This is a genomic window from Agathobaculum butyriciproducens (assembly GCA_003096535.1).
Lineage (GTDB): Bacteria > Bacillota > Clostridia > Oscillospirales > Butyricicoccaceae > Agathobaculum > Agathobaculum butyriciproducens.
Genome location: QEKJ01000018.1, coordinates 35,062 through 51,248, shown reverse-complemented (window position 1 = coordinate 51,248; position 16,187 = coordinate 35,062). Strand labels below are relative to the sequence as shown.

Annotated in this window: 16 protein-coding genes; 1 reads left to right on the top strand and 15 read right to left on the bottom strand. The window is 57.2% G+C overall.

Features of this window, described 5'->3' with window-relative positions; translation table 11 throughout:
• Nucleotides 1–471: 471 nt before the first annotated feature.
• The 7 genes from C7386_RS11170 to yunB form a co-directional block, all read right to left on the bottom strand.
• Nucleotides 472–804, bottom strand: coding sequence for a hypothetical protein (locus C7386_RS11170; RefSeq protein ID WP_116705570.1), 333 nt, complete (start codon nucleotides 802–804; stop codon nucleotides 472–474).
• Nucleotides 752–1,669, bottom strand: a complete 918-nt coding sequence (locus tag C7386_RS13825) for a transglutaminase-like domain-containing protein (RefSeq protein WP_286050406.1) — start codon at nucleotides 1,667–1,669, stop codon at nucleotides 752–754. Before C7386_RS13825 ends, C7386_RS11170 begins: the two co-directional genes overlap by 53 nt.
• Nucleotides 1,670–1,888: 219 nt before the next feature.
• The gene (gene gatB, locus C7386_RS11160; RefSeq protein WP_110436651.1) at nucleotides 1,889–3,313 is read right to left on the bottom strand and encodes an Asp-tRNA(Asn)/Glu-tRNA(Gln) amidotransferase subunit GatB; all 1,425 of its coding nucleotides are present in this window, start codon (nucleotides 3,311–3,313) and stop codon (nucleotides 1,889–1,891) included.
• A gap of 15 nt (nucleotides 3,314–3,328) precedes the next feature.
• Complete coding sequence (gene gatA / locus C7386_RS11155) at nucleotides 3,329–4,798, bottom strand: Asp-tRNA(Asn)/Glu-tRNA(Gln) amidotransferase subunit GatA (RefSeq protein ID WP_110436650.1); 1,470 nt, start codon at nucleotides 4,796–4,798, stop codon at nucleotides 3,329–3,331.
• 15 nt (nucleotides 4,799–4,813) lie between these two features.
• Nucleotides 4,814–5,101 (bottom strand): Asp-tRNA(Asn)/Glu-tRNA(Gln) amidotransferase subunit GatC, encoded by a 288-nt coding sequence (gene gatC, locus C7386_RS11150; protein ID WP_110436649.1) that lies wholly within the window; start codon nucleotides 5,099–5,101, stop codon nucleotides 4,814–4,816.
• A 163-nt stretch (nucleotides 5,102–5,264) separates the two neighbouring features.
• Entirely contained in the window at nucleotides 5,265–7,250 is a 1,986-nt protein-coding gene (ligA, locus tag C7386_RS11145) for an NAD-dependent DNA ligase LigA (RefSeq protein WP_110436648.1), read from the bottom strand.
• A gap of 73 nt (nucleotides 7,251–7,323) precedes the next feature.
• The gene (yunB, locus tag C7386_RS11140) at nucleotides 7,324–7,980 is read right to left on the bottom strand and encodes a sporulation protein YunB (protein WP_165815540.1); all 657 of its coding nucleotides are present in this window, start codon (nucleotides 7,978–7,980) and stop codon (nucleotides 7,324–7,326) included.
• Nucleotides 7,981–8,066: 86 nt separating this feature from the next.
• Between yunB and C7386_RS13305 the strand changes: the two genes are divergently transcribed.
• A complete protein-coding gene (locus tag C7386_RS13305; RefSeq protein WP_133241599.1) occupies nucleotides 8,067–8,252 on the top strand; it encodes a hypothetical protein in 186 nt (61 codons plus the stop codon).
• 13 nt (nucleotides 8,253–8,265) lie between these two features.
• Here the strand turns inward: C7386_RS13305 and C7386_RS11135 are convergent, their stop codons facing one another.
• The 8 genes from C7386_RS11135 to ytfJ form a co-directional block, all read right to left on the bottom strand.
• On the bottom strand, nucleotides 8,266–10,188 hold the full coding sequence (locus C7386_RS11135) for a bifunctional 4-hydroxy-3-methylbut-2-enyl diphosphate reductase/30S ribosomal protein S1 (protein WP_110436646.1): 1,923 nt from the start codon (nucleotides 10,186–10,188) through the stop codon (nucleotides 8,266–8,268).
• A complete protein-coding gene (locus tag C7386_RS11130; RefSeq protein ID WP_110436645.1) occupies nucleotides 10,185–10,769 on the bottom strand; it encodes a lysophospholipid acyltransferase family protein in 585 nt (194 codons plus the stop codon). Before C7386_RS11130 ends, C7386_RS11135 begins: the two co-directional genes overlap by 4 nt.
• Nucleotides 10,766–11,449 carry a (d)CMP kinase gene (gene cmk, locus C7386_RS11125; protein ID WP_286050401.1) on the bottom strand — a complete coding sequence of 228 codons (684 nt, stop codon included), beginning with the start codon at nucleotides 11,447–11,449 and terminating at the stop codon, nucleotides 10,766–10,768. Before cmk ends, C7386_RS11130 begins: the two co-directional genes overlap by 4 nt.
• Complete coding sequence (locus C7386_RS11120; RefSeq protein WP_116705569.1) at nucleotides 11,446–12,675, bottom strand: BaiN/RdsA family NAD(P)/FAD-dependent oxidoreductase; 1,230 nt, start codon at nucleotides 12,673–12,675, stop codon at nucleotides 11,446–11,448. Before C7386_RS11120 ends, cmk begins: the two co-directional genes overlap by 4 nt.
• Nucleotides 12,672–13,541: a MurR/RpiR family transcriptional regulator gene (locus C7386_RS11115; protein ID WP_110436642.1), complete on the bottom strand. Its 870-nt coding sequence runs from the start codon at nucleotides 13,539–13,541 to the stop codon at nucleotides 12,672–12,674. The genes C7386_RS11120 and C7386_RS11115 overlap by 4 nt, the downstream gene beginning before the upstream one ends.
• Nucleotides 13,542–13,671: 130 nt before the next feature.
• Nucleotides 13,672–14,403: a pseudouridine synthase gene (locus C7386_RS11110; RefSeq protein WP_116705568.1), complete on the bottom strand. Its 732-nt coding sequence runs from the start codon at nucleotides 14,401–14,403 to the stop codon at nucleotides 13,672–13,674.
• A gap of 172 nt (nucleotides 14,404–14,575) precedes the next feature.
• Entirely contained in the window at nucleotides 14,576–15,652 is a 1,077-nt protein-coding gene (locus C7386_RS11105) for a D-alanyl-D-alanine carboxypeptidase family protein (protein WP_165815539.1), read from the bottom strand.
• A gap of 71 nt (nucleotides 15,653–15,723) precedes the next feature.
• Nucleotides 15,724–16,164: a GerW family sporulation protein gene (gene ytfJ, locus C7386_RS11100; protein ID WP_110436639.1), complete on the bottom strand. Its 441-nt coding sequence runs from the start codon at nucleotides 16,162–16,164 to the stop codon at nucleotides 15,724–15,726.
• Nucleotides 16,165–16,187: the final 23 nt, after the last annotated feature.

Here is a 16,187-nt window from a genome sequence, read left to right as displayed (position 1 = left end):
GTAAAAAACTCTCGAAATTTCAGGTTCGCACTACAACCTTGTTCATATCGAACAAAAGTTTAAGCACATCGTTGTTTAATTTACAAGGTACAATCCGCTGTTTTCAAAGAGTTTTCACAACTTTTCGTTGTTCTTAACTGCTCATCAACAGCTTATTTAGTATACCTCTCCCGATACGCTTTGTCAACACTTTTTTTCATTTTTCCCAAAAGTTTTTGCGTATAGCTTGCTCTCCCCTTGTCCATACTGAGTCCCGAGGTGAATTTCCATGAAGTATTTCTGCAATCTTACAGCACTGCTATCCATTGATCAAACGGCTAACGCCTGTTTTTGTGCACTTTCTCCGGAAATCCGGCAGCGCATTCTTCCGCACAGCGCACAGCTGCATACGCGCGAGGAACTGCTGCTCTGCGCCTTCCGTCTGCTGCAGCAATAGTAAGATCCCGAAGCCTATCGCCTCGGGATTTCTTTTTATTTCGCCGCCAGCAAGTACGCATACCGCAGTTTAAGGCGCATTTTCCAGCTTTTCTTCACATTTCTTCCCCAAAGCCGCTGCACGAACAGATCGAGCGCACGCTCCTCGAACGGCTCAAGCACGATGCCGCCGTATATGGTTTTCTCAAGCAGACCGTTCACACGCTCGTACTCTCCGGGCTTAACCGACGGCAGCGTGTCCGCAAGCGCCTTATCGGTCGCCGATGTCTCCCAGCCGAGCGCCGCGTCAATTCCCAGAGGGAAATCAGCTTGAATATCAGCTTCTGCGACTGCCGCACACGCTCCTCGATCGACATTCTGCGCCCGCATAACGTGCGGGAATGCCGTGCGCCCGCAGCGCCTGCACGGTCGCCGAGGCATAAAGCACTGCATTGCCCTTCCGCGAGTTTGTCAGGAAATATGCAATTGGGTCCGCATTATCCGGTGCGGCTTCGGCAGTCTCGCTGTAGCGCACCTGCGCTTTCAGCACCTCGCGGATGCGGCTGAGCGCACTGTAAACACCGTCATTTTCATCATCATAATCCTGCCAGAACAGACGGTTGAGCACAGGCAGCAGTTTCTCGTCCGCTGCGGTATATGCATCATACACAAAGCTGCGATAGACCGACTCTGCTTCCGCATAGGCTGTCTGCTCCTCGGTCTGCGGGCTGCTGACCCAGCTCTCCGCGACCATGAGCTCCGACGGCCGCGTACCCGAAACCTCGGTCACCATATAATTGCGGGTACCGAACAGACCGCGCCCCTTGAGCAGTGCGTCTCTGCGTTCGTGCACGTCACCGTCCGTTACCTTTTCCATCGAAGCCGGTGCGTACACCGCGTCGCGCGAAGCGTTCTGCACCGATATCTCGACCGTGTTGGCCTCCGGTGCATCGCCGGTCAGCCGGTAATATGCCGCCGGCTGTGTTAACGAGTTAAGACCCTGTGTCTGCACCCACTCGCCGTTCTTTGTCCGAAGGACGGTCTCGAACGGCTGCGCTCCGTCCCACGCACAGTATTTCTTCCAGACGGAAACGTCTTTCTGCCCGCCGGAGTGCGCTCCGTTTTTATCCGCGCACTGCCTGCGGTTCCGCAGCGCAGCACACAGGAGCACAACCGCCAGCAGTGCCTCAGCACAGCCGATCACCACCAGCGGAAAGTGCTCACCCAGCATTTCCAGCCAATCCGTTATGTGCATTCCTTCACCTGTCAAATTCCATTTTTACTCTTTTCTGTATTCTTCATCCAGTCGATACCTACATATCCATTTATACATAATAGCTTCTCTATCTGTCGATTTATAATATTTTCCAATGCAGCCGCTCTCTCCGACAAATTTCTCACCCCAAAAAACACAAAAAGGATACAGAACAGTACCGTTCTGTATCCTCTTGTATCAATTCGGTTTTAAGCTGAATTACAGCTTTGCCAGCTCGGATGCGATCAGCTTGTTGATGATCTGCGGGTTGCCCTGACCCTTGGAAGCCTTCATGCACTGGCCTACGAGGAAGCCGGTAACATTCTTGCCTGCCTTGAAGTCGGCAACAGCCTTTTCGTTCTTGGCAATAACGTCCTGTACGATGGCCAGAATTGCGCCCTCGTCGGATACCTGCTTGAGACCCATGCGGTCAACGATAGCCTCAACGGTCTCGTCGGTCTCGAACATGCTCGGCAGAACCTTCTTGCCTGCGTTGCCGGAGATGGTGCCGGCCTCGATCAACTTAACCAGAGCAACCAGCTTGTCTGCGGTCATCTTGGTCTCGCGGAGGCTTACGCCCTTGTCGTTCAGGTACTTGGAGATATCGGACAGGATCCAGTTTGCGGCAGCCTTGGGCTTAACCTGCTTTGCAGCAGCGTCGAGCAGCTCGGCCTTCTCAAAGCTGTCGGACAGCAGACGCGCCTCCATGGCGGTCATGCCGTACTCGTTCAGATAACGCTCGTAACGGGTGATCGGCAGCTCCGGAACCTCGCTTTCGATCTGGTGCAGCCATTCGTCGGAGATCTCGACGGCGATCAGGTCCGGGTCCGGGAAGTAACGGTAATCCTGTGCGTCTTCCTTGGTACGCATTACCGTGTTCTTCAGCTTAACGTCATCCCAGCGGCGGGTCTCCTGCTGGATTTCGCCGCCGTTCTCTACAACCTCGATCTGGCGTGCAATTTCGTAATCGATCGCACGAACCGCACCGGAGAAGGTGTTGATGTTCTTCATCTCGACACGGGTGCCCAGCTCGGTGGAGCCTTCCGGACGGATGGAAACGTTTACGTCGCAGCGGATGGAGCCTTCCTCCATCTTGCAGTCGCAGATGTCGAGGTAGGACAGCGTAGTCTTGATCATTTCAAGGAATTCCTTTGCCTCGGCAGAGGAATGCAGGTCGGGACGGGTTACCATCTCGATCAGCGGTACGCCGCAGCGGTTGAAGTCAACGATGGTGCCGTCGATCTCGTCATGCAGCAGCTTGCCCGCATCCTCCTCGAAGTGGATGCGCTCCAGACGGCAGGAATGCTTCACGCCGTCCACATAGAAGAATACCTCGCCGTTCTCGCAGATCGGCACATCAAACTGAGAGATCTGATATGCCTTCGGCAGATCGGGGTAAAAATAGTTCTTACGGTCAGCCTTGCACAGCTGATTGATGGTGCAGCCGGTAGCCTTGCCCATCTTTGCGGCGTAGTGTACAACCTGCTTGTTGAGTACCGGCAGTGCGCCCGGCATACCGGTGCAAACCGGGCAGGTGTGGGTGTTGATCGGTGCGCCGAAGCCAGTGGAGCACGAGCAGTAAATCTTGCTCTTGGTGGACAGCTCCGCATGCACTTCCAGACCGATGACAGCTTCGTATTTCATGTTTGTCTTCCTCCCTTACAGTGCAGCGATGATGTTCTTGAGACCGGACGCCTGCTCAAAGGCCAGACCGGCGTTCAGCAGCGTCTGCTCGCCGAAGCGCGGACCGATGAGCTGCATGCCGACCGGCATGTGGTTCTCATCAAAACCGCACGGCTGAACCAGACCCGGCAGACCGGCGATATTGACGGAAACCGTGCAGATATCGCCTGCGTACATCTCGAGCGGATTGGTGGTCTTGGAGCCGATCTCGTAAGCGGTGGTCGGCGCAACCGGCGTCAGGATGACGTCGCACTTCTCGAATGCGTTTGCAAACTCCTCGCGGATCTTGCGCTGTGCCGCACGAGCCTTCTTGTAGTACGCATCGTAGTAGCCGGAGGACAGAACGTAGGTGCCCAGCATGATGCGGCGCTGAACCTCGGCGCCGAAGCCCTCGGAACGGCTCTTGGTGTACAGCTCGATGATGTCATCGCCTGCATTCGGGGTACGGTAGCCGTACTTTACGCCGTCGAAACGGGCAAGGTTGGAGGAAGCCTCTGCGGAGGAGAGGATGTAGTAGATCGGCAGTGCATACTCAACGAGCGGCAGAGAGATCTCGAATACCTCCGCGCCGAGTGCCTTGTACGCCTCTGCAGCCGCCATAACGTTCTTGCGAACGGCATCCGAGATGCCCTCACCGAAATACTCCTTCGGCAGACCGATCTTGAGACCCTTGACGTCAGCGTTCAGGTTGGCGCGCAGCGAACCCTCAAACGGGGTCTTGACAGAGGTGGAATCGTGCAGCGGATCGTGGCCGGTAACCGCATCGAGCAGCATGGCTGCGTCCTCGATGGAGCGGCCGAACGGGCCGATCTGGTCGAGAGAAGATGCGAATGCGATCAGGCCGTAACGGGAAACCGCACCGTAGGTCGGCTTGAGACCGACAACGCCGCAGAAGGACGCCGGCTGACGGATAGAGCCGCCGGTATCCGAGCCGAGCGCCAGCGGAGCCTCGCCTGCTGCAACAACAGCAGCGGAGCCGCCGGAGGAGCCGCCCGGTACGCGGTCGAGACCATGCGGGTTGTGGGTCGGGTGCATAGCCGAATTCTCGCAGGAGGAGCCCATTGCGAACTCGTCCATGTTGGCCTTGCCGGTGATGACCGCATCGGAAGCAATCAGCTTCTCCATAACGGTTGCGTTGTACGGCGGCTTGAAATTGCCCAGCATCTTGGACGCACAGGTGGTCAGCGTGCCCTTGGTGCAGATGTTGTCCTTAATAGCGATCGGGATACCGGCCAGCGCGGACAGCGTATCGCCGCTCGCGCGCTTCTTGTCAACCGCTTCTGCCTGTGCCAGCGCGGACTCCTCGGCTACGGTAACGTAGCCCTGAACCTTATCCTCTACCGCCTTGGTGCGGGCAAAAACGTCCTTTGCCAGCTCTACTGCGGAAATTTTCTTTTTGCCGAGCAGCTCGGACAGCTCGGACGCAGTTTTTTCGTAAAGTGCCATGATTCTGTCCCCTCCTTACTCGACAACACGCGGAACTGCTACGCCGCCGCACTGGAAGTCCGGTGCATTCGGCTCGATCAGCTCATCCGGCGTGAATTCCTGGATCACTTCGTCCTCGTGGAACGCATTCTTGCGCTCGGTGTTGATAACATCGGTGATATCGCCCAGATCAAGCTCAGCCAGCTTGTCCACCATTGCGACGATACCCTGCATGTCATCGGCCAGACGGTCGAAAATACCGCCGGTCGAATCCAGACGTGCCAGGGACGCGATGTGCTCAATTTCTTTTCTGGAAATTGCCATATCAATTCTCCTCCATTTATATTTATTCTGAAATCGCTTTGTAATTGAAAATTGAGAATGGATAATGGAGAATTAAGGTATCGCGCCTTGCGCGATTATTTAATATCGGCGCTATGCGCCGTACATTCATTTTCCATTTTCAATTATCCATTTTCAATTATGCCTACTCTGCATTGGTTATCATCGTGCGGAATTCTTCTTCCGTCAAGACCGGGATTCCCAGCTCTGCCGCCTTCTGCAGCTTACTGCCGGCATTCTCGCCTGCGACGACATAGCTGGTCTTTTTCGAGACCGAACCGGCCGCTTTGCCGCCGAGAGACTCGATCAGATCATTGATCTCCTTGCGGGTATAGAGCGTCAGGCTGCCGGTTGCCACAATGGTCTTTCCGGCGAGCAGGTCGCTCTTTGCGGTCTTTTCACCGATGAAGTTGACGCCGTGTGCGCGCAGCTTCTCGATGAGCGTATGCGACTGCGGCAGCTCACGCCATGCGGCGATGCTCTCCGCCGTGGTCTGTCCGATGTCGCGGATCTCGGTCATCTCCTCGACCGGCGCAATCAGCAGCGCATCAAGCGAGCCGAAGTGGTCGCTTAGGATGCGGCCCGCCTTCTGGCCGACATGCCGAATGCCGAACGCGAACAGCAGCCGCGACAGGTCGCGGGTCTTGCTCGCTTCAATCGAGCGGACAAGATTGTTCGCCCAGACGTCCACCTTTTTGCCGAGCGGCAGCAGCTGCTCGACCGTCAGGTCGTATAGGTCAGCCGCCGACTTGACCAGTCCGGCGTCGATCAGCTTCTGCAGGTTGCCCTCACCGCAGCCGTCAATGTCCATCGCGTCACGCGACGCAAAGTGCATCAGGTTGCGCAGCAGCTGCGCCGGACACGAGGCACTCGTGCAGCGGATAGCCGCCTCGTCCTCATCGTCGTACACCGGCGCACCGCAGACCGGACAGAATTTCGGGAACTCATACGGCACGGAATCCAGCGGGCGCCGGTCCTTTTCCACGCCGATGATCTCCGGAATGATTTCTCCGGCTTTTCGGACGGAAACAATGTCGCCCACGCGGGCATCGAGCTGACGGATAAAATCGCGGTTGTGCAGCGTTGCGCGGGACACCGAGGTGCCCGCAAGCCGTACCGGCTCGAGCACGGCATTCGGTGTCAGCACGCCGGTGCGTCCCACCGTGATGACGATATCCTTGAGAAGCGTCTGCTTGACCTCGGGCGGGTATTTGTACGCCGCCGCCCACCGAGGGAATTTCGCGGTCGAGCCGAGCGTTTCACGCTGTGCGAAGGAGTTGACCTTGACAACAGCACCGTCAATGTCGAAATCCAGCTCACCGCGGGTCTCACCCATGTTCTCAATCTCGCGCTGCACGTCCTGCGGGTCGGTGTAGACCGGATAGCGCGGGCTTGTCGGGAAGCCGAGGCTCTTGAGGTAATCGAGCGCCTGCACATGGCTTTCCATCGGCAGCTCGTCGCTGTTCTGAATGTTGAAGCAGAAGATGGACAGCCTGCGCTCGCGCGTTATCCTGCTGTCCTTCTGCCGCAGAGAGCCGGCAGCCGCGTTGCGCGGATTGGCAAGCAGCGGCTTGTCATGCAGCTCCAGCTCGGCGTTGAGTGCGTCGAACACGGACTTTTTCATGTAGACCTCACCGCGCACAATGAGATGCGGCGGTGCGTTCTCCAGCTTTTTCGGGATGTCCTTGATGGTTTTGAGGTTCTTGGTTACGTCCTCGCCCACCTGACCGTCACCGCGTGTCGCACCGCGGACGAACTCGCCGTCTACATACTCCAGTGCGACCGAAAGGCCGTCGATCTTGTACTCGACAACGTACTCCGCCTGTCCGACGGCATTCTCCACACGGGAATAGAACTCGCCCAGCTCGTCAAACGAGAAAACATCCTGCAGGCTTTCGAGTGGGTAGGCGTGCGTCACCTTGGCAAACCGGCTGCTCGCCGTGCCGCCGACCCGCTGGGTCGGAGAGTTCGCGTCTGCCATCTCCGGATGCTCGGCCTCGAGCGCGCGAAGCTGACGCTGCAGCATGTCGTACTCATAGTCGGTGATCTCGGGCGCGTCCTCGTTATAGTATTTTTCGTTGTGATACCGCAGCTGCTCCCGCAGAGCGGTAATCTGCTCACGCACGTCCATAATAAAACTCCTTTGGTGTGAGCAAATACTCACACAGATTAAGTATACCAAATAATCTGATATTTTTGAAGTATTATTTTCCGGTTTCGTGAGAAATATCCGAATTTTCCTCGTAATCGCGGATTTCGCCGAGCAGATCAGAGCCGGAGCCGCCGATATAGGCGTACCGTTCGGGCACCGTGCCGACGATAACCGTGTCCGTGACCGGGTACGTCGAGACGATTTCCCTGTCTTCCCCGCCAAACGGCGTGAGAATGCGGAAGCCGGCGTGCACCTCGATGAGAATCCGGTGGCGCGTCTGGTTGATGCCCGCCGAGGTAAACGCGCTGACGAACCGCGCGTCCATCTGAGCAAGCCCCGCAAGACCGACCTTCACCCTCGGGCCCATTCCGGTAAACAAACTGGGCGCGAATACCGTGCCGAGCGGCACCTCGGTCTGCGTTTCCTCCAGATAATCCAGCCGGTCAAACAGACCGTTGACGATACGCGCCTTCACCTTTCCGACTGCGATAATATCCGTACGCAAGGCCGTGATGCGGTTGTCGCTGTCGCGCTCAAGCACCACAAGGTCGGCAAATTCGTCCGGATGGGAGAAAACCTCGTCCTCCATCAGCGTGTTGATCTCCTTGATGGCGCTGTCCTCGCAGACGTTGACGGCGTACTCCATGAAAATGCGCTGAAAGCGTATAGTCAGCAGACCAAGACCAGCCGCTAATAGCAGTATCAGCATGGCAAGCGCCAGTCTCCTGCCGTTTTTCCGTCTGCGCCGCATAATACCACCCCAGACAGTATATGCAGTCGAGGGAGGAGATAGGAGTGAATGGTGGTTTACGTTTCATGCAGGGCGGGGCACCCCAGGGTGGCTTCTCTTGCGGCTTTGCCGTAATTCACCTTCTGCCCTACGGTATGGGTAAATCAATAAATTTCACTCCTGCCTTGCAAAACGCTGTCCAAAGCAAAAAAGAAGCACCTGAAACAGGTGCTTCTTTGCGCTTGTTATGAAACCGGAGAGGGATTAGTCCTCTTCGTCCTCGAGCAGAGCACGGATGGACAGAGATACCTTCTTCTTCTCGTCGTTGATGTCGATGATCTTAGCCTCGACAACCTGGCCAACCTCCAGCTCGTCCTCCGGCTTTGCGATGCGGTGATCAGCGATCTGAGAAATGTGGATCAGGCCGTCAACGCCCGGTACGATCTCAGCGAATGCGCCGAACGGCATGAACTTGAGGATCTTAACCTCAGCAACAGAGCCGATGTCGTACTTGGACTTGAATACGTTCCACGGATTGTCCTCCTCGCGCTTGTAGCCGAGGGAGATCTTCTTGTTTTCCTTATCCAGACCGATAACGAATACCTTTACCTTGTCGCCAACAGAAACGACCTCGGACGGGTGCTTGATGCGGCCCCAGGACAGCTCGGAGATGTGAACCATGCCGTCTACGCCGCCGATGTCTACGAATGCGCCGTAGGAAGTCAGGGACTTAACGGTGCCGTCGTACTCGTTGCCGATCTCGATGGTGTTCCAGATCTGCTCAGCAGCAGCCTTGCGAGCCTCCTGCTGGATCTGACGGATAGAACCAACAACGCGCTTGCGCTGACGGTTGATCTCGGTGATATAGAAGGACTGCTTGGTCTTAACCAGCTGGCTCATCGGCTGATCCTTCGGTACGCCGGTCTGGGATGCCGGGATGAATACGCGAACGCCGTGTGCAGTTGCAACAACACCGCCGCGGTTCTCCTCAACGATAACACCCTCAACAACGGTGTGCTCCTCGTAAGCCTTCTCAACGGTCTCCCAGCCCTTCAGCTGATCAACGCGCTTCTTAGACAGAGTGATGGTACCCTCGCCGTCGTTTACGCGAACAACAACAGCCTCGATCTCGTCGCCAACGTGGATGTTGGCAGCTACGTCATAGTTCGGGTCGTCAGACAGCTCACCCAGCGGGATATACGCAGTGTGCTTAACGCCCAGATCTACCTGTACGTCGTTATTGGAAATACCTACAACGGTGCCGGTTACCTTTTCTCCATTATTTAAAGTCTTGAAGGACTCCTCCAGCATTGCTGCAAAGTCCTCACCAGTTTCAATCTTGGTTTCTTCGCTCATCATGTTACTGACCTCCTTAATTATCCATGCCGGTGTGGATGCTCCCGCCGTGATCCCGATGTGCTGGTGCTGCCCGAGCTCCTGCGTAGTAAGCTCTGCCGCGTCTTCGATGTAGCGCACATCCGAGCACAGCGACCGGCTGATCTCATACAGCCGTTTGGTGTTGGAGCTTTTCTTATCTCCGATCACGATCATTTGATCCGATACACCGGCAAGCAGACGAGCCTCCGACTGGCGCTCATCCGTCGCTTTACATATTGTATCAAAAATTTTGAGGTTTGTACACCTTTTTTTTATAAGTCCTACGGAAATATTCCAAATTGACCGGTTAACAGTGGTCTGTGCGACCAGAGAAATGGGTTTGTTTTCCATTTCAGGCCGTTTCGAGAAGGCTCTCGCCTGCTCCTCGCCCTCGAGCACGACCGACTCGCCGCACCAGCCCTGAATGCCTACAACCTCCGGATGTCCGGCGCTGCCGAGAATGACGATCAGCCGTCCGTCCGCGCTCTCTTTATCCGCAATTTTGTGTATTTTCCGCACAAAAGGGCAGGTTGCATCAAAGATTTCGCACTTTTTTGCTTGAAGCAGCGTGTATACATTCCGCGGTACACCGTGCGCCCGAATGAGCACGCCGGCACCGTCCGGAATGTCCTCAAGCGCATACGCGGTGTACACACCGAGTTTCTCCAGCCGCTCGATTTCGTGCATGTTGTGAATGATTTCACCATAGGCATAAATTTTTCCGTTTTTTTTCGCCTGCTGCTCGGCGAGGTCCACGGCACGGCGTACGCCGAAGCAGAATCCGGCGGTTTTGGCTACCGTTACGCTCATACCTGCTCCTTCAGCGCGTAGATGCGGCGCAGGATATCATCCGCGATCAGACCGTAGTCCTTCTGCTTCGGATCCGGCGTGAACGGCTTGCCGATCACGACCGTGGCTCTGCAGCGGAAACGCTTGCCCTCGGTGATATACATCGGCAGGATCGGCGCCCGGGTCTTGACCGCCAGCATGGCCGCACCTTTCTTGGTTTCGCCCTCGGCGGCGTGGCGTGTGCCCTGCGGGAAGATGATGAGCTTCTGACCGGCACGAACCGAGCCGAGCGCGGTCTTGATGGCGGTGATATCCGCGCCCTCGCGGTCAATTGGAAAGGCGCCGAGCGCCGCGATCAGCCACGCGAATATCTTCTTCCGGAACAGCTCTTTTTTCGCCATCAGCCGTATCGGTGTCTTGCCGCCGAGTGCGACCGCCGCAAACGGCGGGTCGGACAGCTGCACATGGTTCGGACAGACAACGCAGCCGCCCTCCGGGATGTTTTCGCGTCCGATCACGCGGTAGCCAAAGAAAATATGGAACGCCAGCGCTACCAGCGGCACAACCAGAGCCTGGAACCAGCGGTGGTACTTGAATTTCATGCCTTTTCCTCCGTTTTTTCACGAATAATACGCAGAACGGCCGCTATGCTCTCCTCGAGCGTCAGGCTGCTCGTATCCAGCAGAACCGCATCGTCCGCCTGTTTGAGCGGCGCAACGGCTCGCGTCATGTCCTGCCTGTCGCGCTCGTTGATATCATGCAGGATGCCATCCATCGTCACCTGCTGACCCTTCTCAATCAGCTCTTTATAGCGGCGCTCCGCGCGGGACTGCGCAGACGCAGTCAGGAAAATCTTGACCGGTGCATCCGGCAGGATGACCGTGCCGATGTCGCGGCCGTCCATCAGGATATTGCCGTTTTTCGCCATATTGCGCTGGGTTTCCAGCAGAAACCGGCGTACTTCCGGCACCGCGGATACCTTGGACGCGTAGTACGAAATCTCCGGTGTGCGGATGGCTTCGGAGACATCCTCGCCGTTCAGGAGAACGTGCTGTGCGCCGTCCTGATAGGTCAGCTGAATGGCAATCTCCGGCAGGGTTGCGATAATGCCTGTCGTATCCTCTCCGGCAATGCCCCTGCGGCACACCGCCAGACCGATGGAACGGTACATCGCACCCGTATCCACATATACATAGCCGAGTTTTGCCGCGGCAGCACGCGCCACGGTGGATTTTCCTGCCCCGGACGGGCCGTCAATGGCAACCGAAATGTACTTCATCATGATTCCTCCTCAGCAGCCGACAGACCCGCCAGACGGCCCGTGGACCACGCAATCTGCAGGTTGAAGCCGCCCGTGTAGGCGTCCACATCGAGCACCTCACCTGCGAAATACAGGTGCGGCAGCTTTTTGGACTCCATGGTTTTCGGGCTGACCTCGCGGACGGACACGCCGCCCGTAGTGATAATCGCCTCGGCGATCGGACGCTTGCCGGAAATCTCGACTGGGAACGCCTTGAGTACGCGCAGCAGCGCCGCTCTCTGTGCCTTGGTGATGGAATTGACCTTCTCGCGCGGGTCGATGCCGCTCTTTTCAATCACCACCGGGATTATCTTCTTAGGCAGCAGCTCACCGAGCGCGTTGATAAAATCGCTGTTCTTGTGCTTGTCAAAGTCCGCGAGCAGACGCTTGTCAAGCGTCTTTTCGTCCAGCGCAGGCTTGAGGTCAATCTCCACACGGTACTTTTTGCTGCCGAAATGGCGCATATGCGCGCTCGCGGACAGCACCAGCGGACCGGACAGACCGAAGTGCGTGAACAGCATTTCACCGAAGTCCGAGTAGAGCTTTTTCTCGTTTTCATACACGGTCAGCTGCACGTTGCGCAGGCTGAGACCCATTAGCTTTTGACAGGTGTCACCGTCCTCGACCAACGGCACGAGCGACGGATTTGCGGGCACAACCGTGTGTCCCGCCTGCCTGGCGAAACGGTAGCCGTCACCGGTCGAGCCGGTCTGCGGATAGGACGCGCCGCCGGTCGCCACGATAATGCGATCCGCCTTGTACGTCTTGTGACCGGCACGAACGCCTGTGAGCACACCGTCCTCGATGAGCAGCTCGTCTGCGGTCGTATGTACGATGGTCACACCCGCCTTTTTCACCCACAGGAACAGCGCGTCAATGATGTCGGCTGCCTTGTCCGACTGCGGGAACACGCGGTTGCCGCGCTCAGTCTTGAGGGCAACGCCATGGTTCTCGAAAAAGTCCATCACGTCCGCCGGACCGAATCCGCCGAGCGCGGAATACAGAAAGCGCGGATTGACCGGCACGTTGCGCAGAACCTCCTGCACATCGCAGTTATTGCACACGTTGCAGCGGCCCTTGCCCGTGATAAACAGTTTGCGGCCAACTTTTTCGTTGGTTTCTAGCAGCGTCACCTGCGCGCCCTGCTCCGCGGCAGTGCCTGCCGCCATCAGACCGGCTGCGCCGCCGCCGATTACGATAATGTTCAATTTATATCGTCCTCCGGTTTTTCATATACGTCGTATTCTTCCCAGATGCGCTCCAGCTTATTGAAGGTCTGCTCAATCTCATCGCGGCGGCTCATACCGACGGCCACGATCAGTGCGTTGATGACCGACAAGGGCGCCACGAGCGAATCGACAAAGCTCGCCATATCGCTGCGTGCGAGCAGCACATGATCGGCCACACGCGCCAGCGGCGACAGCTGCGAGTCGGTCAGTGCGATAACGCGGGCGCCGCGGTCGCGCGCGTACTTCATCGCACTCAGCGTGCGCTTGGAGTAGCGCGGGAAGCTGATGCCGAACAGCACGTCACCCGGTCCGACACGGAGCACCTGCTCGAAAATCTCGCTGACGCTGTTCGTATGTACAAGCGTCACATTTTCAAACAAAAGGTTGAAGTAAAAGCCTAAAAAGCTGGCTAAAGCGCTCGAGGAGCGCACACCGAGGATATAGATTCGCTTGGCGCCCATGAGCGCATCCACCGCACCCTGAAAGGCATCGCGGTCGATCTCGTCGAGCGTTACGCGGATCATATCCGTGTCCGCATGCAGCACGGTCTGCAGCACATCGCGGCCGCCCATGCGGTCGCCCGCGACCTCCATGCGCTGCACCGAAGTCAGCTTGTTGCGGATCATCTCCTGCAGGGCACGCTGCAGGTGCGGATAGCCGTCATAGCCAAGCTCGGTCGCAAAGCGCACGACCGTGCTTTCGCTCACGCCGACAGTCACACCCAGTCGGCTCGCGGTCATGAACGCAGCCTTGTCGTAGTGCTCTAAGATAAAACGCGCGATCTGCTTCTGACCCTTGGAAAAGCCGGGCAGCTCGCTTTGAATTTTTGTGATCAGGTCATTCATTATATTCTCTCCTGCATTGCATTCTCTGCATACATTCCTGCATTTGCACGATACTATTGTAAGTGAACCTGCAAAAAAATGCAAGAGCATATGGGTGCAAATTGCAAAAAGGCAGGGATTTCCTTAAAAATCAGAGGTTCTCCTGCACGTCGGCAGCGATGTCCTGCAGATACGCAATCTCGTCATTCGTCAGCTCGCGCCATGCGCCGCTCTTGAGGTGCGGATCGAGCGGCATCGTGCCCATTGCCACACGCTTGAGGCGGCGAACCTCCAGACCGCACTTCTCGCACATTTTGCGAATCTGGCGGTTGCGGCCCTCGTGGATGGTCAGGCGCAGCTTGGCGCTCAGCTCATCGCGGTCGATGGTAACGACCGTTGCCGGACGGATGCTGTAGCCGTCAATCTCCATCGGCTCTGCGAGCTTCGGGATGTTTTCCAGATTGCCGCGCACGCGCACCTCATAGTGCTTTTCCACCTCGTGGCGCGGATGGGTCAGCGCGTTGAGCAGATCGCCGTCGTTGGTCAGCAGCAGCAGACCCTCGGAGTTATAGTCCAGACGGCCGACCGGCACGACACGCGCACCGCAGCCGCGCACGAGGTCGGCAACCGTCTTGCGGCCGCGCTCGTCCCTCATCGTCGTGACATAGCCGCGCGGCTTGTACAGCATTAAGTATACCTTTTCCTCGGCACCGCCGATGGGCTTGCCGTCCACGAAAATTTTGTCACGGCGCGGATCGGCCTTGTCACCGACCGAAGCCTTTTTGCCGTTTACCGTTACGCGGCCGTCATCAATCCAGCGCTCCGCCTCACGGCGGGAGCACAGGCCTGCCTGAGCCAGTAATTTCTGCAGTCTTTCTTCCATTTATGTTACCTCTTTCGTGTTGTTCTATTGTTTTAATGGAAAATGGAGAATTGAGAATAGAAAATGAATGTGTTGCCTTACAGGCGGAATATAATTACGCCGCTCTGCGGCGATTCCGACGCAGCGCGGATGGAACTCGCGCAAGGATAGCGTCATTCTCCATTTTCAATTCTCAATTTCTAAACCGTTCCATAATGCGTTCTACGAAGGATTTTTCTTCCGCCGGAAGCAGCGATTCCCCGCCGTAAACCAGCGTATCGCGTCCTAAGACGCAATCCCCGAGCCGATATTCGACCGAACCCGCCTGTGCCGTCTTCACGACCGGTGCATAGCAGATTTTTTCGCCGTAGCGCACGCGCTGCAGCTTCTCTTTCTCGCCGGGCAGCAGATACGCCGTCACGGTATTCTTCGCCGCGAGCGGCACGGACGCAGTATCGCCGCCGAACACGCGTGCGTTTGCAATCGTGTCTCCTGCCTTATGCAGCGTGACCTCGCTGTACTGTGCGAAGCCGGCGTCAAGCATCTCCATGTGGTCGTTCCAGTCGTTCGGGTCATTGAGCGTCACCGCGATGATGGTGCGCCCGTTGCGATCCGCCGCCGAGACCAGACACCGCCCTGCCGCCCGCGTAAAGCCGGTTTTCACGCCGATCGCACCGTCGTACATGCTCAGCAGACGGTTGTGATTGCTCAGCGCATGCCCGCTGACCGTGCAGCTTTTTGTCGAGACGATCTGCCGGAACACCGGGTCCTTGAGGGCCGCCGCGGTGATCTTGGCCAGCTCATGCGCGGTGGTGTAGTGCGTGTCGGACGGCAGGCCGTTCGGATTGTCGAAATGCGTGTCCGTCAGACCGAGTTCCGCCGCTTTGGCGTTCATTTTGCCCACAAAGGCGGTCATGCCGCCGCATTCTCCCGCGATGGCGACCGCCGCGTCGTTGCCGGACGCGAGCATCAGCCCGTACAGCGTATCCTGCAGAGAGAGCCTTTCGCCCGCCTGCAAGTACATAGACGAGCCCTCGACCGCCGCGTACTCCGGCTTTACGGTATACACGCGGTCAAGGTCACCCTCGCCGAGCGCGACGAGCGCGGTCATGATCTTGGTGGTGGACGCCATCGGCAGGCGGCTGTCCGCGTTCTGCTCGAACAGCGTTTCACCTGTGTCTGCATCGATCACGACGGCCGCCCGTGCGCTCACCGCGCCCGCCCTCGGCAGCACGAGCAAAAGCGCGAGCACGCAAAACAGCTTTTTCACATTGCACCACTCCCCGCATAACAAAACCTACTCAGCATTCACGCGAGTAGGTTTTGCGGGAAAACGCGGTTTTATTCGTCGCCGGACAGGGTTTCCGCCACTTCGGCTGCGTCCTCGGTCTTGCCCTTGAAGCCGCTGACGAAATTGGACACCTTGTTGATCGCACCCGGGATCATCTCGACCAGACGATCGACCGTGTCGGACGCCTGTGCGTTGATGCCGAGGATGTTGGCACTGCCGTCCTTGCCGATGACAAGGAAGCACACCGGCGAAACCGTCACACCGGCGCCGCTGCCGCCGCCGAACGCGAGCGGAGACCCGCTTGCCGCGTGCTTGGATGCGAACTCGCTGCCGCCTGCGCCGAAGCCGAACGACACCTTGGAGACCGGGATAACGGTCGTGCCGTCCGCCGCCACGATCGGGCTGCCGATAATGGTATTAACATCCACCATTTCCTTGATTTTGGACATGGTTTCGGTCATCAAATCGCTGATAGGATGATGTTCACTCATAATTTTCGCCTTCCTTTATACGT